Source organism: Delftia acidovorans NBRC 14950 (genome assembly GCF_001598795.1).
Classification (GTDB): Bacteria; Pseudomonadota; Gammaproteobacteria; order Burkholderiales; family Burkholderiaceae_C; genus Comamonas; species Comamonas acidovorans.
Genome location: NZ_BCZP01000001.1, coordinates 365,683 through 387,090, shown reverse-complemented (window position 1 = coordinate 387,090; position 21,408 = coordinate 365,683). Strand labels below are relative to the sequence as shown.

At 59.6% G+C, this 21,408-nt stretch carries 19 protein-coding genes; 15 read left to right on the top strand and 4 right to left on the bottom strand.

Going from position 1 to position 21,408, the window contains the following annotated elements; genetic code table 11:
- Window positions 1-19: 19 nt before the first annotated feature.
- The 4 genes from tpiA to rpsO all read right to left on the bottom strand — a co-directional run bounded on the left by tpiA (window position 20) and on the right by rpsO (window position 4,625).
- Window positions 20-766 (bottom strand): triose-phosphate isomerase, encoded by a 747-nt coding sequence (gene tpiA / locus DA1_RS01700; RefSeq protein WP_034396581.1) that lies wholly within the window; start codon window positions 764-766, stop codon window positions 20-22.
- A 2-nt stretch (window positions 767-768) separates the two neighbouring features.
- Window positions 769-1,770, bottom strand: coding sequence for an NAD(P)H-quinone oxidoreductase (locus tag DA1_RS01695; protein ID WP_012206982.1), 1,002 nt, complete (start codon window positions 1,768-1,770; stop codon window positions 769-771).
- A 119-nt stretch (window positions 1,771-1,889) separates the two neighbouring features.
- Window positions 1,890-4,151 carry a polyribonucleotide nucleotidyltransferase gene (pnp, locus tag DA1_RS01690; protein WP_034396584.1) on the bottom strand — a complete coding sequence of 754 codons (2,262 nt, stop codon included), beginning with the start codon at window positions 4,149-4,151 and terminating at the stop codon, window positions 1,890-1,892.
- A gap of 207 nt (window positions 4,152-4,358) precedes the next feature.
- The gene (gene rpsO / locus DA1_RS01685) at window positions 4,359-4,625 is read right to left on the bottom strand and encodes a 30S ribosomal protein S15 (protein WP_012206984.1); all 267 of its coding nucleotides are present in this window, start codon (window positions 4,623-4,625) and stop codon (window positions 4,359-4,361) included.
- A gap of 239 nt (window positions 4,626-4,864) precedes the next feature.
- Between rpsO and DA1_RS31495 the strand changes: the two genes are divergently transcribed.
- The 15 genes from DA1_RS31495 to DA1_RS01625 all read left to right on the top strand — a co-directional run bounded on the left by DA1_RS31495 (window position 4,865) and on the right by DA1_RS01625 (window position 21,404).
- Window positions 4,865-5,179, top strand: coding sequence for a hypothetical protein (locus tag DA1_RS31495; RefSeq protein ID WP_080736952.1), 315 nt, complete (start codon window positions 4,865-4,867; stop codon window positions 5,177-5,179).
- A gap of 248 nt (window positions 5,180-5,427) precedes the next feature.
- The gene (locus DA1_RS01680; RefSeq protein ID WP_080736953.1) at window positions 5,428-5,991 is read left to right on the top strand and encodes a GspH/FimT family pseudopilin; all 564 of its coding nucleotides are present in this window, start codon (window positions 5,428-5,430) and stop codon (window positions 5,989-5,991) included.
- Window positions 5,982-6,602, top strand: a complete 621-nt coding sequence (gene pilV / locus DA1_RS01675) for a type IV pilus modification protein PilV (protein WP_034396587.1) — start codon at window positions 5,982-5,984, stop codon at window positions 6,600-6,602. The genes DA1_RS01680 and pilV (DA1_RS01675) overlap by 10 nt, the downstream gene beginning before the upstream one ends.
- On the top strand, window positions 6,599-7,477 hold the full coding sequence (locus DA1_RS01670) for a PilW family protein (protein WP_034396590.1): 879 nt from the start codon (window positions 6,599-6,601) through the stop codon (window positions 7,475-7,477). Before pilV (DA1_RS01675) ends, DA1_RS01670 begins: the two co-directional genes overlap by 4 nt.
- Entirely contained in the window at window positions 7,474-8,238 is a 765-nt protein-coding gene (locus DA1_RS01665; protein WP_034396592.1) for a pilus assembly PilX family protein, read from the top strand. The genes DA1_RS01670 and DA1_RS01665 overlap by 4 nt, the downstream gene beginning before the upstream one ends.
- A 15-nt stretch (window positions 8,239-8,253) precedes the next feature.
- Entirely contained in the window at window positions 8,254-10,650 is a 2,397-nt protein-coding gene (locus DA1_RS01660; protein WP_034396594.1) for a pilus assembly protein, read from the top strand.
- A gap of 8 nt (window positions 10,651-10,658) precedes the next feature.
- Window positions 10,659-11,084 carry a type IV pilin protein gene (locus DA1_RS01655; protein WP_034398883.1) on the top strand — a complete coding sequence of 142 codons (426 nt, stop codon included), beginning with the start codon at window positions 10,659-10,661 and terminating at the stop codon, window positions 11,082-11,084.
- 247 nt (window positions 11,085-11,331) lie between these two features.
- Entirely contained in the window at window positions 11,332-11,919 is a 588-nt protein-coding gene (locus DA1_RS01650; protein ID WP_051940951.1) for a GspH/FimT family pseudopilin, read from the top strand.
- Window positions 11,913-12,698: a type IV pilus modification protein PilV gene (gene pilV / locus DA1_RS01645; protein ID WP_051940953.1), complete on the top strand. Its 786-nt coding sequence runs from the start codon at window positions 11,913-11,915 to the stop codon at window positions 12,696-12,698. The genes DA1_RS01650 and pilV (DA1_RS01645) overlap by 7 nt, the downstream gene beginning before the upstream one ends.
- Before the next feature lie 23 nt (window positions 12,699-12,721).
- Window positions 12,722-13,618 (top strand): PilW family protein, encoded by an 897-nt coding sequence (locus DA1_RS29430; RefSeq protein ID WP_080737015.1) that lies wholly within the window; start codon window positions 12,722-12,724, stop codon window positions 13,616-13,618.
- Window positions 13,615-14,382 (top strand): pilus assembly PilX family protein, encoded by a 768-nt coding sequence (locus DA1_RS01640; RefSeq protein WP_051940956.1) that lies wholly within the window; start codon window positions 13,615-13,617, stop codon window positions 14,380-14,382. Before DA1_RS29430 ends, DA1_RS01640 begins: the two co-directional genes overlap by 4 nt.
- A 14-nt stretch (window positions 14,383-14,396) precedes the next feature.
- On the top strand, window positions 14,397-17,897 hold the full coding sequence (locus DA1_RS29425; RefSeq protein WP_080736954.1) for a pilus assembly protein: 3,501 nt from the start codon (window positions 14,397-14,399) through the stop codon (window positions 17,895-17,897).
- A 20-nt stretch (window positions 17,898-17,917) separates the two neighbouring features.
- Entirely contained in the window at window positions 17,918-18,331 is a 414-nt protein-coding gene (locus tag DA1_RS01635) for a type IV pilin protein (protein ID WP_013801046.1), read from the top strand.
- A gap of 86 nt (window positions 18,332-18,417) precedes the next feature.
- Window positions 18,418-19,506, top strand: coding sequence for a bifunctional diaminohydroxyphosphoribosylaminopyrimidine deaminase/5-amino-6-(5-phosphoribosylamino)uracil reductase RibD (ribD, locus tag DA1_RS01630; RefSeq protein WP_373861015.1), 1,089 nt, complete (start codon window positions 18,418-18,420; stop codon window positions 19,504-19,506).
- An 83-nt stretch (window positions 19,507-19,589) separates the two neighbouring features.
- Window positions 19,590-21,404, top strand: coding sequence for a phospholipase D family protein (locus tag DA1_RS01625; RefSeq protein WP_034396598.1), 1,815 nt, complete (start codon window positions 19,590-19,592; stop codon window positions 21,402-21,404).
- Window positions 21,405-21,408 lie beyond the last annotated feature (4 nt).

The window sequence follows — 21,408 nt, the reverse complement described above, 5'->3', positions numbered from 1 at the left end:
ATGGAAAAACCGCCCCGGCTTACTGGGCCGCAGCGATGATGGTCAGGAAATCGGCCGCCTTGAGCGACGCTCCGCCCACCAGGCCACCATCAATGTCGGCCCGGGCCAGCAGCTGGGCTGCATTGGAGGCATTCATGCTGCCGCCGTACAGCAAGGCGATGCGATCGGCCTGCTGGCTGGCAGCCGCCAGCTGGGCGCGCAGCACGGCATGCACCTGCTGAGCCTGCTCCGGCGTGGCGGTCCTGCCGGTGCCAATGGCCCAGACGGGCTCATAGGCCACGACCAGCTCATTGATGCACTGGCCCACCTGGTGGATCACGGCCGCCAGCTGGCGCTTGACCACTTCTTCGGTCTGCCCCGCCTCGCGCTCCGCCAGCGTTTCACCCACACAGACGATGGGCGTGACGCCCTTGGCCAGCGCAGCCTGCGCCTTCAGCGCCACCACGGCATCGGTTTCGCCATGGTATTGGCGACGCTCCGAGTGCCCCACCAGCGTATAGCGCACGCCAAAATCCCGAAGCATTGCGGCCGACAGCTCGCCCGTATAGGCACCCGATTCATGCTGCGACACGTCCTGCGCGGCCACGCCTATGGCCGAGCCTTCAAGCTCGGCCTGGGCCTGGGCCAGATAGACGGCAGGCACGGCCACAGCCACGCCCGCGTTGCCCCCCTCGGGCAGACCCTCCTTGAGGGCCTTGAGCAAAACGGCATTGGCAGCCAGGCTGCCATTCATCTTCCAGTTGCCGACGATGAGTTTCTTCTTCATGGTTACCACGTCAAAACGATTTTGCCGGTGTGCTGACTCGACTCCATCAGCGCGTGCGCCTTGTCGGCATCAGCGGCAGCAAAGGTGCTATGGATCACAGGACGAATGCCGCCTGCCTCGATGAGCGGCCAGACCTCGCGGCGCAGGGCCTGGGCGATGGCTGCCTTGAAAGCCACAGGCCGCGGACGCAGTGTGGAACCCGTCACCAGCAGACGGCGACGCAGGACCAGGCCCGCGTCGAACTCCGCCTTGATGCCACCCTGCACCGCAATGATGACCAGGCGGCCATCCTCTGCCAGGCTTTGCACTTCGCGCGCCACATAGCCACCCGCCACCATGTCCAGGATCACGTCCACGCCCCTGCCTTCGGTGATGCGCTGCACCTCTGCGGCAAAGTCCTGGGTACGGTAGTTGATGGCATGGTCGGCACCCAGCTTGAGGCAGTCGGCGCACTTGGCATCGGAGCCAGCGGTCACGATGACCGTGGCGCCGCGCGCCTTGGCCAGCTGGATGGCCGTCACGCCGATGCCGCTGCTGCCACCCTGCACCAGCAGGGTTTCACCTGCCTGCAAGGCACCGCGGTCGAATACATTGCTCCAGACGGTAAAGAAGGTCTCGGGCAATGCCGAAGCCTCCACCTCGCTGAGCCCTGCCGGAATAGGCAGGCACTGGGCCACGGGCGCAACGCAGTACTCCGCATAGCCACCACCGGCCAGCAGCGCGCACACGCGGTCTCCCACGCGCAGGCCTGCCAACCGCATGGCTTCGTCGTCGCCCGACACGATCACCCCAGCCACTTCCAGCCCGGGCAGATCGGAGGCGCCAGGCGGCGGAGCATAGTGCCCCTTGCGCTGCAACACATCAGGGCGATTGACACCACTGGCCGACACCTGGATCAGCAACTCCTGCGCACCCGCAACGGGCAGCGGACGCTCGCCCAGGCGCAATACCTCGGGAGCACCAAAGTCCGTGAGTTCCACGGCACGCATGATTTGCTTTTCCATCTTTCGACCTCGCAATCCCTGTCAAAAATGCCACAAGCGCTGAACAGGTCAGCGCTTTTTGCCAGTCACCACATGCACCTGCAAGGCCACCCCCTTTTGGGGAATGGCCTTGCCGGGCATTACTGCTGCTGTTGCTGTTGCTGCTCGCCCTCGGCAGCCGGACGGCCGCCGTCACGGGGCTCGCGGGGTTCACGCGGCTCGCGGAACTCGCGCTGCTGGCGGGGCTCACGCGGCTGGCGGAACTCACGCTCGGCAGGCGCGGGGCGCTCGCTGCGCTCCATGCCGGCAGGACGCTCGGTCAGCGCCTTCAGCGACAGCTTGACACGACCCTTTTCGTCGGTCTCCATGACCTTGACCTTGATGATCTGGCCTTCCTGCAGGTAGTCGGCGACGCGCTCCACGCGCTCGTGGGCAATCTGGCTGATGTGCAGCAGACCGTCCTTGCCGGGCAGCAGGTTCACGAGAGCACCGAAGTCCAGGATCTTGGTGACCGGGCCTTCGTAGATCTTGCCGATTTCAACTTCGGCCGTGATCTCTTCGATGCGGCGCTTGGCTTCGTCGGCCTTGGCGGCATCGCTGGAGGCAATGGTGATGGTGCCGTCTTCGCCGATGTCGATCTGCGTGCCGGTCTCTTCGGTCAGTGCACGGATGGTGGAGCCGCCCTTGCCGATCACGTCACGGATCTTCTCGGGGTTGATCTTCATCGTGTACAGCTTGGGAGCGAAGGACGAGATCTCGGCCTTGGCTTCGCCCATGGCTTCCTGCATCTTGCCCAGGATGTGCATACGCGCTTCCTTGGCCTGGGCCAGGGCGACCTGCATGATTTCCTTGGTGATGCCCTGGATCTTGATGTCCATCTGCAGTGCGGTAATGCCGCTGGTCGTACCGGCCACCTTGAAGTCCATGTCGCCCAGATGATCTTCATCACCCAGGATGTCGGTCAGCACGGCGAAGCGGTTGTCTTCCTTGATCAGGCCCATGGCGATGCCGGCCACGTGGGCCTTCATCGGAACGCCCGCATCCATCATCGACAGGCAGCCGCCGCAGACCGAAGCCATGGACGAGGAGCCGTTGGACTCGGTGATTTCCGACACCACGCGGATGGTGTAGGGGAATTCTTCCTTGCTGGGCAGGCAGGCCGCCAGGGCGCGCTTGGCCAGGCGGCCGTGGCCGATTTCGCGGCGCTTGGTCGAGCCCATACGGCCCACTTCGCCGGTGGCAAAGGGAGGCATGTTGTAGTGGAACAGGAAGCGGTCCTCGAACTCGCCAGCCAGCGCATCGATGCGCTGCGCGTCACGCTCGGTGCCCAGCGTGGACACGACCAGAGCCTGCGTCTCGCCGCGCGTGAACAGGGCCGAGCCGTGCGTGCGGGGCAGCACGGAGTTGCGGATTTCGATGGGGCGCACGGTGCGCGTGTCACGGCCGTCGATGCGCGGCTCGCCGGCCAGGATCTGGCTGCGAACGATGCGTGCCTCGATGTCGAACAGCATGCCTTCGACCTTGACGCCGTCGAACTCCACGCCCTGGGCCGTCAGGCCGGCCTTCACGGCGGCGTAGGCTTCGCGGCAGGCTTGCGTGCGGCTTTGCTTGTTGCGGATCTGGTAGGCCGTGCGCAGGGCTTCGTCGCCCAGTGCCGCCACCTTGGCGATCAGCTCTTCATCCTTGGCGGGAGCGACCCAGTCCCAGACTGACTTGCCGGCTTCGCGCACCAGCTCATGGATGGCGTCGATGGCGATGCGGCCTTGCTCGTGGCCAAAGACCACGGCGCCCAGCATCACGTCTTCAGGCAGTTGCTGCGCTTCGGACTCCACCATCAGCACGGCGGCTTCGGTACCAGCCACGACCAGATCCATCTGCGAATCCTTGCGCTGGGTCTGACCGGGGTTGAGCACGTACTCGCCATTGATGTAACCCACGCGGGCAGCACCGATGGGGCCATTGAAAGGAATGCCCGACACGGACAGGGCAGCCGAGGTGGCGATCAGGGCAGCGATGTCTGCATCGACTTCGGGGTTCAGCGACACGGTGTGGATGACCACGTGCACGTCGTTGTAGAAACCTTCGGGGAACAGCGGGCGGATCGGGCGGTCGATCAGGCGGCTGGTCAAGGTTTCGAGTTCGCTGGGCTTGGCTTCGCGCTTGAAGAAGCTACCGGGGATCTTGCCTGCGGCGTAGGTCTTCTCGATGTAATCGACGGTCAGCGGGAAGAAGTCCTGGCCGGACTTGGCCTGCTTGGACGCCACCACGGTGGCAAGCACCACGGTGTCATCGATGTTGACCAGCACGGCGCCGGAAGCCTGGCGGGCGATCTCGCCGGTTTCCATGGTGACCGTGTGCTGGCCCCACTGGAAGGTCTTGGTGACTTTGTTGAAGATGGACATTGTTGCTCCTTTGGAATGGGTGGACCGATGCACTCATCGGGCCATGATGGAGAGCAATTCAGAACACGATGCCATTCCAGTGCTGGATTCACTGCTATCAAATCAGCAGCATTGGAATGACACAGCTTCGCTCTGTCTTGCATTCTCCGAAGTAAAAAACGCCTGAGCTAGACAGGCTAACTCAGGCGTTTTGATCTCCCACCGTGCTTACTTGCGCAGGCCCAGCTTGGCGATCAGTGCGGTGTAGCGATCAGCGTCCTTGGACTTGAGGTAGTCCAGCAGCTTGCGACGACGGCTCACCATGCGCAGCAGGCCGCGACGACCGTGGTGGTCCTTGGCGTGTTGCTTGAAGTGAGGGGTCAGCTCGTTGATGCGTGCGGTCAGCAGGGCCACTTGCACTTCTGGGCTGCCAGTATCGTTGGCAGAGCGTGCGTTGGACTTGACGACTTCAGCCTTCACGGAAGATGCGATCATTTTTTTTCCTTTGAAATTGGCCCCTCACAGACAAAAGCAGGGAGGCAGCCTTGGTTACTTGCGCCGGGACTGGAAAGGCCCCGACGTGCGTCTTGCACCATGCAAAACCCTGGGATTATAACAAGCACGCCCTGTCCAGCATCCACACATGCTTTGTGGCCCCACACCGCGCCGGCCGACAGCCCGCCCAGAATGCCGCGAAGCCTGCAGACATTCATAGATCACGGGAGGGCAACACCATGGCAACGCGTTTTTCATTCACTGCTGCAACCTGGCGCGCACATCGGCAGCAATGCACCCTGCTGTGCCTGGTCGCGGCCCTTTGCCTGGCCCTGCCGGCCCAGGCGAGCCCACACGGCTCCGACACATCGGCTGCGCAAGGCGCCAAGCGCAAAAAAGGCGGACAGCGGGTCCGTGTTCCAACCCAGCGCAGCAGCTCCGAGGAATCGCCCGAGCAACGCGACAAGCGGCTGTACCGCGAATGCCAGGGCAGGCACAACGCCGGGGCATGCGCCGGATATACCCGGCCGCCACCCGGCAGACAGCAGCGCTGAGCGTTCTCCCAACAAAAAACAGTCCTACCCAGGAGTCCGATAGCGACAAAGCCAACAACACCTTGTCACCATTGGATTTTTTGACGCATCGTCACGCCGGATGACCCCGCACCAACGGCACGACTCCTAGTTGTTGAGGACAGAAACAGATTTGTCTGAAAGACATGTACGAACAACCCCAATAGATTGAGCGGCACGCAAAAACAACCAGCGCTTCGCAAGCAGATCGACGGGGAGGGTTTCAAGACATGTCATCGACCTGGCCTCAGGCCCACCTGGGCTCAAAAGGCTTCACCGCCATCGAGATGATGGTGGTCGGCGCCATCCTCGCCGTGCTCACCACGCTGGCAGCACCCAGCTTCCACCTCCTCATCGAGCAATGGCGCGTTCGCCAGACCGTGGAGGGCCTGCAGTCGACGCTGCAATACGCGCGCTCCGAAGCAGTCCGGCGCGGGGGCGGCGTCTTCATCCAGAAGCTACCCCAAGGCACCAACGGCTGCACTCTGGCTGCACGTCACGTGGACTGGGGCTGCGGCTGGGTGGTGTTCGTTGACCGCAATGGCAACAGGCGCTGGGATCCCCGGGAAGAACTACAGCGCTTCGACACTCCCGCTCGCACCCTTGTCATCCGCTCCAGATCCGCCGCCATCATCAGTGTGGACCGGTGGGGACAAATGGGTGGATTCACTGCCATGGGCTTCGCCATCGCCCCGTCTTCCGCCGGCCTCGTCTCTGCCGCAGCGAAAGGCGTCTGCGTTTCGTCCGGCGGACGTATCCGGGTGGTCGGCCGGGAAGGCATTCCATGCGCCTGACAAGTACCCACGCTCGGCACGCCAAAGGCTTCACCCTGATCGAAACCCTGGTGGCCACCGTCGTCACGGCCTTGGGTGTTCTGGGAATCCTGAGCCTGCAGATGCGCACCCTGGCCGACACCCAAAGCGGCGTGCGCCGCGCTCAGGCCATCCGGCTGATCGAAGACTTCAGCGAGCGCACCCACGCCAATCCCAATTCCCTCGGGCAGATGGGCAATTACGAATCCGATTGGGATCACACCCCTGAATCCACCGCCGACTGCAGCGCCACACCATGCGACCCGGAAACGCTGGCCCGCTACAACCTCGCGCTGTGGAAGGCTTCCGTGCACCAACTGCTGCCAGGCGGAGCCGCCAAGGTCATCCCTGCAAAAGACGACACCAGCAACGGACGCCACCTGAGCATCGTGATCAGCTGGCGTGAAAACGAGAAATCCAGCAAAGCCGGCTACAAAAAACCTATCGGACTCCATAGCGATGGCACACACGGCGACGAAGCCATGGCCTGCCCCACCGGCAGAACCTGCCACCTGCAATACATAGCGCTCAGCGCCCGTTGCGCGCCATATCTTGCCAACAACGCAGTCCAGTTCTTCTGCGCAAGCCCATGAAGCACACCCACATCGCCGCCGCAACGCTGGTGCAGCCTGGTCAACGGGGCCTGAGCCTGGTCGAACTGCTGGTGGGCCTTCTCCTGGGAATGTTGATCATCGCAGTGGCCCTGGGCGCACTCATGGCATCACGCGCCGTCTCCGGCACCGTCAGCGATGCCAGCCATCTGCAGCAGCAGGCATCCCATATCTTCCGCGTCATGGGCCGGCAGATCCGGCAGGCGGGGTCTCTTCGGCTGCTTCTCTCGTCTGGAAAAAAGGGAACAGACACCGTTGACGTGGCGGACCCCGTTGCATTCGAGGCGAGCGCACAAGATTTCGACCCTGCGCACGACACCATCTTGGGCCTTGATGCGCCAGGCCGCGCTCAATACAAGCTCACCGTGGGCTACAGCAACTACACGCAACCGCTGCACGGCTCGGCCATCGAAACTTCACTGCAGCGCAATTGCCTGGGCCAGACCAACAGCCACAACCTGATCCTGAGCCGCTTTGTGCTGGACGCCCGCAAAAACACCCTGCGCTGCACCGGAGCACCCTCTGCGGGAGCCCAGCCACTGGCCCAGAACGTCGCCAACTTCCAGGTGCGCTATCTGATCCAGTCGCCGAAAGGTGATGCACGCCTGCAGTACGTCAACGCAGCCGCCGTGGGCCAGGACTGGTCACGCGTCGTTGCCGCCGAGGTCTGTCTGGTGCTTTTCGGAACCGAAGTCATCAACATGCCCGCCGACAGCCGCTACACCGATTGCGCAAGCAGTGACGGCAAAGCCGAATCATCCATCGACATGACCACGCTGCCGGCGCCCAGGACCCGGCGCCTGCACATGGTCTTTCGCAGCGTGTATCAGTTGCGCAGCCAGGGGATGGCTGGATGACCGCCAAAGCAGCAGGCATGAGGCATGCCCACACCTGTGCCGCGCAGCGCCAGAAAGGCGTTGCACTGTTCATCGTGATCACCCTGGTCATGCTTTCCATGCTGCTGGCACTTTGGGCATCGCGCAGCGCCCTGTTCAACGAAATGTTCGTGGGCAACGATGCCGACTACCAACGCGCCCTCGAAGCTGCACAGGCATTGCTGCAGGATGCCGAACTGGACATTCGAGGCGAACAGGCCAACGGCGCCGCCTGCATCGCCAACAGCAGCCAGCCATCCGTCTGCCGCAACGCTGCAACCATCACCCAGTTTCCCCAGGAAACCCAGCAGGTAGGTCTGCTGCTGGCCAACCTGAACCGAGCCACCCCCACAAGCTGCCGAGACGCCCTGTGCACCAAGCGCACAGGGCCTCAGGACTTCTGGAACAACGTGGACGAGACCAAAGGGATCACGCTGAGCCAGATGACCGCCCCCGATGTAGCCGCACGCTACGGCCAGTTCACGGGCGCCATTTCTGAGGGCAAGAGCAATCCCATCCTGGCAAGCCGTGAGACAGGGAAAGGGGGTTGGTACTGGATAGAGATCCTGCCCTATGACGCCAACGCAGGGAACTCAGGTCTCATCGCAAACGACTCACCCCGTCTGGCCCTCTACATGCAGCCCCAGGTGATCTATCGCATCACAGCCATCGCTCACGGCCGCAAGAACGCCACCCAGGTGGTGCTGCAACAGACCTATGTCCGCCAGAAGCGCCGCGACTGATTCAGAACGCCTGACATGCCTTATCTCTTCCACCCTGGGTTCCGCCCCCTCCTGCTGCCAGCCGTGATCGCCGCAGTCTTGGCCGCGCAAAACAGCCAGGCCCAAAGTTTCTCTGAGGCAGGCACGCCAGTTTCCCCGGCGCAGAGAGAAGACAACGAATTTGCCACGCCCATTGAAGACTGCCTGACAGGCCAGACAGCCGATACCAAGGGCCGCAGCAGCTCCGCCACTTCCAACAGCAGCGTGATTGCACAGGCAGGCGTGGACATATTCACGGCCCGCTACAGCGCCAAAGCCGCCTGGAGCGGCTGGATCAAAGCAGAAACCGTCCAAGCCGACGGGAGCACCACCGCAGCAGCCGGCTGGCAAGGCAAAAGCACGGCTGACCACCTGGATGCACTCAGTGATCAACAGGTACTCAATGAACGCCTGATCCTCACCTGGAGTGACAGACTGCAAAGGGGCGTGTCTTTCAAATGGCATGAGCTGGACCGCCCCCAGAAGGCCTCTTTCAGCCTCGATGCCGAAGGCAGGGCAGACAAACTGGGCAAGCACAGGTTCAACTTCATACGTGGCGACCGCCGCATGGAAGCTGCGGGACAACCGCCGCGCCCTGACCCGGCCCACCCTTTTCGCCAACGCGGCTCGCGCCAGGGCGATATCGTCAACTCCCAGATCTGGCACACCGGCCGCCCTGTGGACAACTCGCCTTTGCCGGGCTACGCAGCCTATACGCTCGCCCAGCAGAAGCGCCAGCCCATGATTTACGTGGGCGGCAACGACGGCATGCTGCACGGCTTTTCTGCCACTGACGGCAGCGAGAAGATCGCCTACATCCCCCGTGGCGTGATTTCGGGGCTGGCACGCCTTTCCGACCTCGATTACGACACCCGGCATCGCTACTTCGTGGATGGCTCTGCCATGAGCGGCGACATCAACTCAGGCAGCCATGCATCCCCGCAGTGGCGCACCGTGCTGGCAGGCATGCCGGGCGCCGGTGCCAAAGGCTACTTTGTGCTGGACATCACGCACCCAGAGGCTTTCAACGAACACGGCGCCGGCACGCTGGTCCTGCTGGACCGCACCCAGGCCCGCAACAGCAATCCCGGTGACTGCGCCATCTCCGCCGCCCTCTGGCAGCGCACCACTTGCCAGGAAGACAGGGACCTGGGCCATATCCTTGCAGCCCCCGTACGGGACGATGCCAACCCGCAACGCAGCATCCAGATCACGCAGTTGAACAACAACCGCTGGGCTCTGGTGACGGGCAACGGCTACCACAGCATCAACCAGCGACCCGTGCTGCTGATCCAGTACCTCGATGGCAACCAGGAGCTGCTGCGCATCGTGGCCACAGGCGACATCCCCACCGGCACCAGACCGGAGACCACCAGCAATGGGCTCTCCGCACCACGCCTCGTGGACATCAATGGCGATGGCCGGCCCGATGTGGTCTATGCGGGCGACCTCCAGGGCAATCTGTGGAAATTCATCATCGCCAGCGATGCTTCCTCCGCTTGGAGCGTGGCCTTCGACGGCCGGCCACTGTACACCGCCATGGGTGGCAGCTCGCCAACGGCCTCTCGCGCGCTGCGCCAGCCCATTACCGCCCCTGCGTCCGTACGCGCCAATGACCGGTACAGCGCCACCACAGAACCCAAAGGAAGCGATGAACGCGTGACTGTGGGCGGCATGCTGGTGGCATTTGGCACAGGACGCAACATCACCCAGCAGGACACTGGCAACACGGCGGTGCAGAGCATCTATTCCATCCTCGACAACACCCGCTACAAGCTGCTCGCGGACGGCCGGGTACAGCCTTGCACGGGTGACTCGGACTCTGAGTGCAAGCTGCCTGCAGGGCAGCGTCCAGCCCCTGTATCCGGCATCGATGAGCTGGCCAAACGCTCGGTGACCCCCCAGACGCAAGGGATCGTAGGCCGTGGCACCTGGCGAGTGGACTCCACCACCGACCTCGACTGGACGCGGCACAAAGGCTGGTACATGGACCTTCCCCTGTCAGGTGAGCGCCTGCTCAAGCCGATGAGCTTCTACGACGGCAGCAACCTCCTCGCGATCTACAGCCAGATACCCGCAAGATCCTCCAAGCGTCCTGGTGAAGCCATAAACCGTCCCGCTGACGCCTGCAATGTGAGCGAGGAAAGCCAATTTCTGACGCTCATGAACATCATGGATGGCAAGCGGCCCAGTGTTCCATTGATGGACAGCAACGGCGACGGCGTCTACGACACGGCGGATCAGGAAGCCTCGCGCGCAACCGTCTCCGGGGGATCCCAGACATTGCTCAACAAAGGCCATCACGCCATTGGCTACGACACCGATGGCCGCCGCAACGTCCTCGCCCGCATGCCCGAGCAATCCCTGCGCCCCAGCTGGCGCCAAATGAAATGAGCCGCACAATGCGCCGCCCTCCTCCCCCGGGCTTCACACTCATAGAACTCATGATCGTCGTGGCCGTCATAGTCATCCTCGGCACCGTCGCCGTGCCCAGCTACAACGAATACATTCGCGGAGTGCACCGCGCCGATGCCCGCGCCGGCCTGCTTCAGGCCCAGCAATGGCTGGAGCGCGCAGCCACGGCCAACGGGGTCTACCCCACCACGCTCCCCGTCGAGCTGACCTGGGCCCGCGACTCCAGCAAGCGCTACACCATCGACTTTTTGGCAACCAGCGGCCACGACGACGACACTTACACCCTGATCGCCACGCGCCGTGGCTCCCAGCTCAATGACCGATGCGGCGATTTCACACTGACCCATACGGGCGAGCGTGATGCGCGCGGCCTGGGTGTGAATACCACGGCGGTGGAGTGCTGGGGGCGGTAGTCTTACAAGTTCAGAGTGCCAGCTTCCTGACCTGTTAATGCGCATCCGCGACACAAGGAGCCAAGGAGATCCGAGTGAGCGCGTCTACCTGGTAGGTGTACGCACCTTCCCCCTCTCGATCAGCAATCGGCAAGCGACTGCCTGACGAACTGAGCAGAGGTTTACACAGCGCACCACTCATCCCGCTGCCTGAGCCATCCATCCGGAATGAACTCCCAACGCGCATCCAGAAATCTAGGATGCGCCAATGTACGCTGCCCCTCCCCCATCCAGCCTGTCCAGCCAACAACAAAGGCTGGTCGCACGTGGCTTCACCACAATCGAACTGATGGTTGTGATCGCCATCATCACCATACTGGCTGCGTTGGCAGCACCCAGCTTTCGGCCACTCATCGAACGATGGCGTGTACGCGCAGCAGCCGAAGACCTTCAGTCCATCCTCTATTACGCGCGCTCAGAAGCCATCAAGCGCGGTGGAAAGATCGTCCTCAAAAAGATCGCCAGTGGCAATGGCTGCACTGCGGCCGACGCCAACACCCAGTGGGGTTGCGGCTGGACCGTCTTTATCGATGCCAACAACAACGCCACCCAGGACTCAGGTGAACTGACGCTTCAGACATCTTCTGCCCCTACCAAGCTGGAAATCAATCTCGCAAGCAGCAACGGATATATCACGGTGGACCGTTGGGGCCAGCTTGCAAGCGCCGGAAGCAGCAGTTTCAATTTCCGCCTCTTCCCCCAAGGCTCAAATGCCACCAACTCGGCCGCTGCAACCCTTTGCGTGGCAGCAGGTGGAATGATCCGCCGATTGAATACGGGGGATGGCACATGCTGAATCTCGAAAAATCCTTCTTTCAATCTCGCATTGTCGAAATCGGGCTACCTCCTTTGCTTTCCATGAATATCCATCATGGCTTGCAGATCTGCCACGCAGCACCAGCACCAGCACCAGCACCAGCACCAGCACCAAGAACCACCATGAAAACAATACGTATGGCCAATATTCAATCTGGCATCAGCCTGATCGAATCTCTTGTCGCCATTGTCGTGATGTCGTTGGGTATTCTTGGAATTCTCGGCTTGCAGCTGCGAAATCTCGCAGATACTCAAACCAGCCTCAACCGTGCCCAAGCCATTCGACTGATAGAAGATCTGAGCGAGAAAATTCAAGCCAACCCCAATGGCCTGGGCAATCTTGATGCTTACCAAAGTGATTGGAAAGATTTTCCAACAGGTAGCTGCAAACCAGAAGGATGCTCCCCCTCTGAAATGGGCGCCTATGATATTGCCCAGTGGAAAGAAACCGTAAAATCGACCTTACCCAAAGGAGATGCAGCCATTTTCGTCAGTGCTGTGGATAGTGCCACAGAAAACCGGCGTCAACTAGGAGTCATGATTGGCTGGAAAGCCAATGAGAAAGAGCACAAGGCGTCAGACGGCAGTAATGATGACAAATACACGGAGCCATTCACTCCAGCAGATACAGGATCTGCCAAAGTCAGCTGCCCCACCGGCTTGATATGCCACATTCAATATATACAACCCAATCAGCGCTGCACACCATTTCTTTTAGGGAAAGCAAGCGGCACAACACCACTATATTGCCCCGGCTGAAGTTCACTCTTCGAGAGACAGCGATGACCAAAAATATAAATCATCCGACAATTAAATCCTTGAAAATTCAGGAAGGAGCAACCCTTCTCGAATTGATGATCGGGATCACCATCGGCCTTTTGACAGTCGCGGTAGGCATCGGTGCACTGATGATATCTCGTGGTGTTTCTGGAACCGTTAGTGACGCCAGCAACCTGCAGCAACAAGCCGCTTACGCATTTCGGGTCATGGGCCAGCAAATACGCCAAGCGGGCACCATTCAACTGGAATTGAACTTCGACTCTTTTGGCTCTTCAGAAGCACTCCGACCCATGACTCCGGTTGCATTTGATCCACCGGACCCGGCAGGAACGCGCCCAATGTTCGATAGGCGCACGAGCATGCTGGCTGGCATAGATAGTCCAAGCAGCAGCGAATACGCCCTAAGCATCGGATATCAAAACTATGAAGAGATACTAACCCCGACTCCACCTGCCACAGCCAACGCAGAAGGCAATCAACTGCGCGACTGCCTGGGTGAAAATAGTGGATCTGCAACTGCATACATCATAGAAAGCAAGTTCAGGCTATCAAGCAATGACGAACTGATTTGTACGGGGGTCAGCGGTACACCCAAACCGATCATACGCAACGTCAAGGACATGAAAATCAAGTATTTGACACAGGATCCGGATAGCACAAAGACAGGTTTACCTAAAACCAACTATGCCAGTGCAAGCACAGCATCCTCTTCGCCAAATGGATGGCGTGATGTGTATGCCATCGAAGTTTGTCTGGAACTGGAGGGATCCGAATCAATAGATACAGCGGGAGCCAGTTATAAAAAATGCGATGGCTCATCTGTAAAGCGTGGCAACCGCTTGCGCATGGTATTCAGGAATACCTTTCAAATCCGTAGCCAAGGCCAAGCGCTATCATGAAAAATCCAAGCATTTACAAGACAGCATACCATTTGGCTCGTCGACAAAAACAGCGCGGAATATCACTTTACGTGATTATCATTTTGGTTCTACTCTCAATGCTTTTGGCATTATGGGCATCGAGAACGGCGCTGCTCAACGAAATGATTGTAGGCAATGATGCAGACTATCGCCGCGCCTTCGAAGCCGCACAGGCCATGCTGCAAGATGCTGAAATGGATATACGCGGAGTCAACACCAACGGAAGTTACTGCACGCCGGATGCAGATAAAGGCGATGTGTGCCGAAGATTGACTACCATCTATTTCGACATTGAGACAAAGGATCTACCCAATCTCATCAACACGCTGGGCACTTACGACTCTAAGTGCCATAAAGGAATTTGTCAGAAATTCGCAGACCCACAGGATTTTTGGCACGACCCCACGCGCCTTGCAGAAATGACTGCAGAAAACGTAGGTGCACGATACGGACAGTTCACCGGAGCGAAAACGGGAACCGGTGGAAACCCCATACTCAACGTAACTGCCACACCAAGCGCTCTGAAGGATCGTCGTGGCGCATGGTACTGGGTAGAGGTTCTGCCTTATGTGGATCCTAATATTTCACTTCTCAAAGGCGTTCCACCAGGAGCCAATGTGGAAATTTTTGCACCTTCCCGAAAAAAAAGATGGGTATATCGCATCACGGCACTCGCCCGGGGACTCAAGCCCGGTACTGAGGTGGTCCTCCAATCCACCCTGTCTTTGAGCCTGGCCGAATAAATACGGAGAAAATCATGAAAAAGCCTTCATTTCAGCAACGCACACTGGCCTGCGCCGTACTCTCCGCATTCGCAGGTACACAGGCAATTTCGGCAGAAATACCTTTTGCCCAGTATCCCGCTGGTTCCGCACACAAGATGCCGATTCCCAATGTAGTCTTGTCCGTCGATGACTCGGGCAGCATGGCCTGGAATGATGACGGAGGCTCGGCAAGCAGTAGCAAGCCAGCCCGTATCACTTCGCTAAAAAGTGGCCTGAAGAATGTACTGGTCAAGACCAGCAAATATGACAATCAGTTTAGGCTGGCATGGCAGTCGATGTGGCGGTGTAACAATATCCCCAGCGACCAGTCAGGTTGCGACGGCAACAACGCCATGGCAAACTTTTCAGGCGCCCACAAGGACAATTTCTCCGCCTGGGTGGACTCTATCAGTGCAAAGGACGGAACTCCTTCTCATACGATGATGTGGAACGCAGGCCAGTATATGAAAACCACGGGCGCAGATAGCCCCTGGAATGCCACTCCCGGCATTGCTGACACCAAGCCCATCTCTTGCCGCAGGGCGTATCACGTTTTCATGACAGACGGTGGCTGGAATACCTATCTACCATCAACCAACTTCAATTCTTTTGATTTCCAGACCAAGATGGTCAGCTCCCATGCAGAAGCCATAGGCAATTCCGATGGAACGACGAAATCACTCCCCACTCCAGAAGCGCCAAAATACGGCCCCACTTTGACTTACGACATCACGAGTGATCAGACAAAAATATATCGCGATAATTACGGCTCCGGCACAAAAAAACAGAGAGTCAACAGGATAGATTATTACTTCGCATATCCTACGCTTGCCGATATGGCATTTCACTATTGGTCCACAGACTTGCAGCCCAACATCAAGAATGAGATACCTTTTGAACCCAAAAAATCGACCGATGAAACCTTCAAATCTGGGAACAGCTCTGTAACCATAAAGCCAGAGTGGAATCCTAAAAATGACCCTGCAACCTGGCAACACTTAGTCACCCACACCATTGGCTACGGAGCACGAGCAAGCAATTGGGATAGCACAGGGAAAAACCCTATTTTCACCAATGGAATGTACGGAGATGGTTTCACTGACGCGATACTGGGCATCAAGACATGGGTCGATTCAACCGACGACGATTATGACGGTAGCTATACCAGTGGAACACGCAAAGGCCAGGCCATCACCGACTATGTGCGTCCAGAAGAGCTATGGCATATGGCGATCAACAGCAGAGGGAAGTTCTTCCCTGTGCAAACTGGCGCCGATCTGGAAAAAGCATTTGATGAGATTTTCAGCTCCATCGTTGCCGACAATACAAGCCCACTGACAGGATTTACCAGCGCATCCAATTCCATCAGCCGCAACAACACCGAGTCTTTCCAATCGGGGTATGTCGCCGCAGAAGACCTTAATTCCAACAAGAATCGTTGGAGTGGCTTTGTTGCATCCGAGAAAATAATCTCCGTCGTTGATCCACAGGATTCACAGAATATCAGCTGGAAGACAACACCCAATCCAGCCTGGGGCCTCAATCCCAATAAGACAGCCCCCAATAATCACATGACAACAGCGGATAAGCTGGATGCCTTATCTGCTACGGACATCACATCCAGGCTTATCCTGTCACACAATGGAAGCACGGGAATATCCTTTGAATGGGGAACCACCACGCAGCTGAGCACCGCACAGCAGGCACTCTTGAACTTGACGCCCAGCGACGGCCGCGGCAAGGACAGAGTCAACTATATCCGCGGGGATCGCAGCAAGGAGGAAAATCAAACTGGAGGAGTATTTCGTCAAAGAAAATCCCGCCAGGCCGATATTGTCAACTCCACCATCTGGTATGCTGGACCTCCGTCACTCACATATAATATTGCCAGCTACACCCGCTATATAGCCACCCACAGTAAACGCATCCCAATGCTTTATGTAGGAGGAAATGATGGCATGCTTCATGGATTCTCTGCCATTGATGGCTCTGAGAAAATAGCATACGTTCCCCAGGGAGTCATTAAAAATCTTCCAGATTTCTCCAACACCGGCTACACACATAGATATTATGTAGATGGCTCACCTTTCACAGGTGACCTCAATCTGGGAACCAAGGAGTCCCCGAACTGGGCCACCTATCTGGTAGGAACATTGGGCGCTGGCGGCAAAGGTTATTTTGTGCTCAATACCACAAAGCCCGGCACCACAGATGGCGTGATTGCCACCGACTTCAGCAAGGCCAATGCGAGCAGCCTGGTCATCATGGACAAGACTGATGGCTCAGATGCAGATATTGGCCACATCTTTGGTGCCCCTGTCGTTGAAGAGGCAAATCCACAAAGAGCCTTGCAAATAACACAAACCAATGATGGCCGCTGGGCGGTAATCATGGGTAACGGTTACAACAGCACGAACGAGAGGCCTGTTCTACTCATTCAATATCTGGATGGAAACAGGGAGCTCAAGAAAATTTCGGCAGTACCCGTGACCACACCCAAAAACGCAGAGGCTGATCAAAATGGGCTGTCAACCCCACAGTTTCTCGACATCAACAGCGATGGTGTTCCAGATATTGTCTATGCAGGAGATTTGCGCGGTAATCTCTGGAAATTTGACATCTCCAGCAACAATGCCTCCAACTGGAATGTTGCATTTGACGGAAGCCCATTATTCACTGCCACCTATTCCACGGGAGTAACTGGCAGCGCCACAAGCCGCCAGCCCATCACGACACCTCCTGTATTGAGGCCCAACAGACAGGTCGGCGGCCTCATGGTGGCTTTCGGAACAGGACGCAGCCTGACTGAGGGAGATCGTACAGACACAGACTCCAAACAGACTGTTTATTCCATTATTGACAATACGCGCTATACGATCAGCAAGGATGCCACAAGCAAAGGCAAGGTTGTTTTGGAAACATCAGATCCGAGACCTGCCACAGTTTCACGGACTCAATTGATGAGCCAGGCGATTGAGGGCGCCAAGAAGCCTGGGGAACTCGCAAGCTCTAACCGTGATTTCTGGGCCGTGAGCAACAACAGCGCCATCTATGATTGCCAAGGAAAATCAAATTGCACCGCAGTCAAAGGGTGGTATTTTGATCTTCCGGAAGCTGGCGAGCGTGTACTCAATGCCATTGAATTCTATGACGGCAGCAACGTTCTGGAAATCATGAGTGAAGTCCCTGCGTCTGGAGGCGCCACGACAGGTACGGAAGAAAGCTGTGAACCAACGCCTAAATCCGCAAAGCCATTTCGCACTTTGTTGACTATCGAACAGGGATCAAAACCTAGAACGCAGATTCTTGATCTGACTGGAGATGGCCTATACAACGGCGAGGACAAATCAGTGAACAGGATGACCTCGGACCCCAAGGAACTTCGATTCAGCAACAAATCTCTTCAGGTCAGGAAAGGCAATAGTGGGCGTGAAGATAAGCTGTCAAAAATCCCGGAGTTGATGCTGCGCCCCAACTGGAGGCAATTGAACTGATGCATCTGGAGAATAAAATCATGATGAAAAGATCTGCTGGATTCACGCTGATTGAGTTGATGATCGTCGTCGCTGTGGTCGGCATACTTTCAGCCATCGCCATGCCAAGCTACAACGAATATATTCGGCGTGGGCATCGGGCGGAAGCCCGGGCCGGCCTTTTGCAAGCGGCGCAATGGCTTGAGCGGGCGGCAACTTCTAACGGAACCTATCCGCTCACCGCCAGTTTCCCTGCCTCCTTGAAGACAGTTCCCTCCAATCGCTACGATATTTCACTGAACTCCACGGATGGAAGCACGTTCACCGTGACGGCAACGCCCAAGGGAGCCCAAGCCAACGACAAGTGCGGCAACTACACCTTGACGCAAAGCGGATTGCGCGGCGCCAACGGGGCCACGACAGGCACCATCGTCTCCGACTGCTGGGGCAGGTGAGCACCGGGTAGATACCGACCTGCCAGGCGCTGACCGAGCCCAGGCTTGTTACCATCCCAGGCACCATGACAAACACCGTGCCACACATGCACCAAGCGCTTGGGCTCGCCGCCCAGGCGCTTTTTCTTTCCTCCCCCAATCCGCGCGTGGGCTGCGTACTGGTGGCACCTGATGGCCGGGTCGCCGGCCAAGGGTTCACTCAGCAGGCTGGTGGCCCACATGCCGAAGTGATGGCGCTGCGCGATGCCGCAGCACAAGGCGAGGACGTGCGTGGAGCCACCGCCTATGTGACGCTGGAGCCTTGCTCCCACCAGGGCCGTACAGGTCCCTGCTGCGATGCCCTGATCGCCGCTGGCGTTGCCAAGGTGGTAGGCGCACTGACGGACCCCAATCCCCAGGTCGCCGGCCAAGGCTTCGCGCGCCTGCGCGCGGCAGGCGTGGATGTGGTGGTGGGGCCGGGTGCAGACGAGTCCCGGGAGCTGAACATCGGCTTCTTCAGCCGCATGCTGCGCGGCATACCGTGGGTGCGCATGAAGGCGGCCAGTTCCCTTGACGGAGCAACCGCGTTGCACAACGGCACCAGCCAATGGATCACGTCGCCAGAGGCTCGCGCTGATGGCCATGCCTGGCGAGCGAGGGCATGCACCATACTGACGGGCATAGGCACGGTGCTGGAAGATGACCCGCGCCTGAACGTGCGGGATGTGGCTACGCCGCGCCAGCCGCGCATCGCTGTTGTGGACAGCCGGCTGGACATGCCGCTCACCGCCCGGGTACTCCAGGCCCCGGCCGGCTGTCTGATCTACACCAGCAGCCGGGATGCATCGAAAACCAGTGCACTGCAGGACCTGGGCGCGACCGTCATTCCCGTGCCCAACGCGCACGGCAAGGTGGACCTGTGCGCCATGCTGCGTGACCTGGCGGCGCGCGGCACGAACGAGCTGCATGTGGAAGCCGGCTTCAAGCTCAATGGCTCGCTGGTACGCGAGGGGCTGGTCGATGAACTGCTGCTGTACCTGGCCCCCAAGCTGCTGGGGACGGGTGGCATGGGCATCGCCAGTTTCGGGCCGCTGGACGCGCTGTCCGAGGCCCTTGCATTGGCACTGCATGATGTGCAACGCATCGGGCCAGATCTGCGCGTTGTGGCCCGCGTTGTGGACCGCGCCAGCTTCTGACGCGAACAGCGGCTTCCTGGACCACCGGCTGGCGCAGCCGTCCGACACCCGATTGACCGATCCTTGGGCCAAATCTCCGAATCATGTCCGGCGCTCGCAACTTACAGCCCCTTCCACCCACCAGCCTGTTTCGAGGCCTGCGGACCACGCTTGTCCTGCTGGTGTCCGCCGTGGTCTGCGGCTGCGCAAGCAGCTTGCCCTCCCAGGTCGATCGCCCCGTCACTGCAGCGTTGGAAGCCCCGCAAAGCACGCCATTGGGGTCTTTGGTTCAGCAATTGCGGCCTGCCAGCGTCAAGCCTCAAACCTCCGCCTTCACCCTCCTGTCCGGCGCCCAGGCCGCCTATGGCGCCCGGCTGGCACTGGTCGAGGGAGCGCAGCAGACGCTGGACCTGCAGTACTACGCCATCCATGCCGACGAGAGCACGCAGCGCCTGCTGCGCGGCGTGGTTGAGGCAGCACGGCGTGGCGTGCGCGTGCGCGTGCTGCTGGACGATTTCCACAGCACGGGGGCGAATGCGCAGGTCATGCGGCTGGCCTTTGTGCCGGGTATCGAGATGCGCATGTTCAATCCCCTGGCGGGCGCGCGCAGCTCGGCGCTGGGCCGGGCCTATACGCTGCTGACGGATTTCCAGCGGGCCCAGCAGCGCATGCACAACAAGCTGTTCATCGCCGACAACGCCATGGGTGTGATTGGGGGACGCAATCTGGGCGATGCGTATTTCGATGCGGACAGCGCCAGCAATTTCGTGGACCTCGACGTGCTGGCTGCGGGGCCGGTGGTCAACGACCTGTCACGCAGCTTCGACAGCTATTGGAACAACCAGCGCGCCTATCCCGTCCAGTCGCTGATCAGCCTCAAGGAACTCAAGCAGTTGCGCGAGCGCTTTGCGGGCGATGATGACCAAGCGCAGGAGGACGACCCCACACGTGCCGTTCCCGCAAAGGAGACAAAGGCAGATGACCAGACGGCTGAACAGCGCCGGATCATCTGGGACCAGCAGCCCATGGATTTGCGAAAGGCTCGCTGGACCTGGGCATCGGCCGCCGTGCTGGTGGATGAGCCCGCCAAAATTCCGTTGGACAGGGATGACAGCCCAGGCCCCATCACAAGCGCTGGCACGGATGCGTCTGCACAGGCCAGCCCCGCGTCGAACAGCCCGCAGGCCAGGCCTGCCGGCACGCTGCCCATGGGCCAGCCGGCTGGCGCCCTGCGCCAGGCGACGCGTCCGGTGCTGGAGGCCGATTCGGTGGTCGATGGCCTGCTGGCCCTGGTGCGCAAGACCCGGCGCGATCTGCTGGTGGTCTCGCCCTATTTCGTGCCGGGCCCGGACATGATGGAGGCGTTTCGTGGCGCACGGCAACGCGGAGTGCGCGTGCGCATCCTGACCAATTCGCTGGCCTCCAACGATGCACCTTTGGCCCATGCCGGCTATGCGCGCCACCGCAAGGCGCTGCTGGAGATGGGCGTTGAACTCTACGAAATGCGCAGCACGGCGGCCAGCGTCCGCTCTGCATTCGGCTCGGGCAGCACGGGTGGCGGCGGTCCTTCGGGTTCCACAGGCGCATCGCGTGCAATGCTGCACTCCAAGCTGCTGGTGGTGGACGGGCATCTGGTGGCAGTCGGCTCGATGAACCTGGATCTGCGCTCCCAGTTGCAGAACACCGAGATTGCACTGCTCATCGCCAGCCGCGAGTTCGGCCGCCTGGCCACGCAAAGCATCGACGAGGGCCTGCAGGATGGCAGCTGGCGCGTCGAGCTCGACAAGGATGGCGAGCTGGTGTGGCGGGCCTCGGAAGACAGTGAGCGCGGTGACGAGCACAGCGAGCCCGATGCCAGCTGGGGCCTGCGCCTGATGCTCAAGCTCATTGGCCCGCTGGCGCCCGACCATCTGCTGTAACCGG

Excerpts from the sequence above, each read along its gene's own strand:
- DA1_RS01665 (WP_034396592.1), top strand. The coding sequence starts at position 7,474 with ATGACCGCCAAAGCAGCAGGCATGAGGCATGCCCACACCTGTGCCGCG.
- ribD (WP_373861015.1), top strand. The coding sequence starts at position 18,418 with ATGCACCAAGCGCTTGGGCTCGCCGCCCAGGCGCTTTTTCTTTCCTCC.
- DA1_RS01625 (WP_034396598.1), top strand. The coding sequence starts at position 19,590 with ATGTCCGGCGCTCGCAACTTACAGCCCCTTCCACCCACCAGCCTGTTT.
- DA1_RS01660 (WP_034396594.1), top strand. The coding sequence starts at position 8,254 with ATGCCTTATCTCTTCCACCCTGGGTTCCGCCCCCTCCTGCTGCCAGCC.
- DA1_RS31495 (WP_080736952.1), top strand. The coding sequence starts at position 4,865 with ATGGCAACGCGTTTTTCATTCACTGCTGCAACCTGGCGCGCACATCGG.
- DA1_RS01655 (WP_034398883.1), top strand. The coding sequence starts at position 10,659 with ATGCGCCGCCCTCCTCCCCCGGGCTTCACACTCATAGAACTCATGATC.
- DA1_RS01640 (WP_051940956.1), top strand. The coding sequence starts at position 13,615 with ATGAAAAATCCAAGCATTTACAAGACAGCATACCATTTGGCTCGTCGA.
- DA1_RS29430 (WP_080737015.1), top strand. The coding sequence starts at position 12,722 with ATGACCAAAAATATAAATCATCCGACAATTAAATCCTTGAAAATTCAG.
- pilV (WP_034396587.1), top strand. The coding sequence starts at position 5,982 with ATGCGCCTGACAAGTACCCACGCTCGGCACGCCAAAGGCTTCACCCTG.
- DA1_RS01680 (WP_080736953.1), top strand. The coding sequence starts at position 5,428 with ATGTCATCGACCTGGCCTCAGGCCCACCTGGGCTCAAAAGGCTTCACC.
- pnp (WP_034396584.1), bottom strand. The coding sequence starts at position 4,151 with ATGTCCATCTTCAACAAAGTCACCAAGACCTTCCAGTGGGGCCAGCAC.
- rpsO (WP_012206984.1), bottom strand. The coding sequence starts at position 4,625 with ATGATCGCATCTTCCGTGAAGGCTGAAGTCGTCAAGTCCAACGCACGC.
- DA1_RS01635 (WP_013801046.1), top strand. The coding sequence starts at position 17,918 with ATGATGAAAAGATCTGCTGGATTCACGCTGATTGAGTTGATGATCGTC.
- DA1_RS01695 (WP_012206982.1), bottom strand. The coding sequence starts at position 1,770 with ATGGAAAAGCAAATCATGCGTGCCGTGGAACTCACGGACTTTGGTGCT.
- DA1_RS01670 (WP_034396590.1), top strand. The coding sequence starts at position 6,599 with ATGAAGCACACCCACATCGCCGCCGCAACGCTGGTGCAGCCTGGTCAA.
- DA1_RS01650 (WP_051940951.1), top strand. The coding sequence starts at position 11,332 with ATGTACGCTGCCCCTCCCCCATCCAGCCTGTCCAGCCAACAACAAAGG.
- pilV (WP_051940953.1), top strand. The coding sequence starts at position 11,913 with ATGCTGAATCTCGAAAAATCCTTCTTTCAATCTCGCATTGTCGAAATC.
- tpiA (WP_034396581.1), bottom strand. The coding sequence starts at position 766 with ATGAAGAAGAAACTCATCGTCGGCAACTGGAAGATGAATGGCAGCCTG.
- DA1_RS29425 (WP_080736954.1), top strand. The coding sequence starts at position 14,397 with ATGAAAAAGCCTTCATTTCAGCAACGCACACTGGCCTGCGCCGTACTC.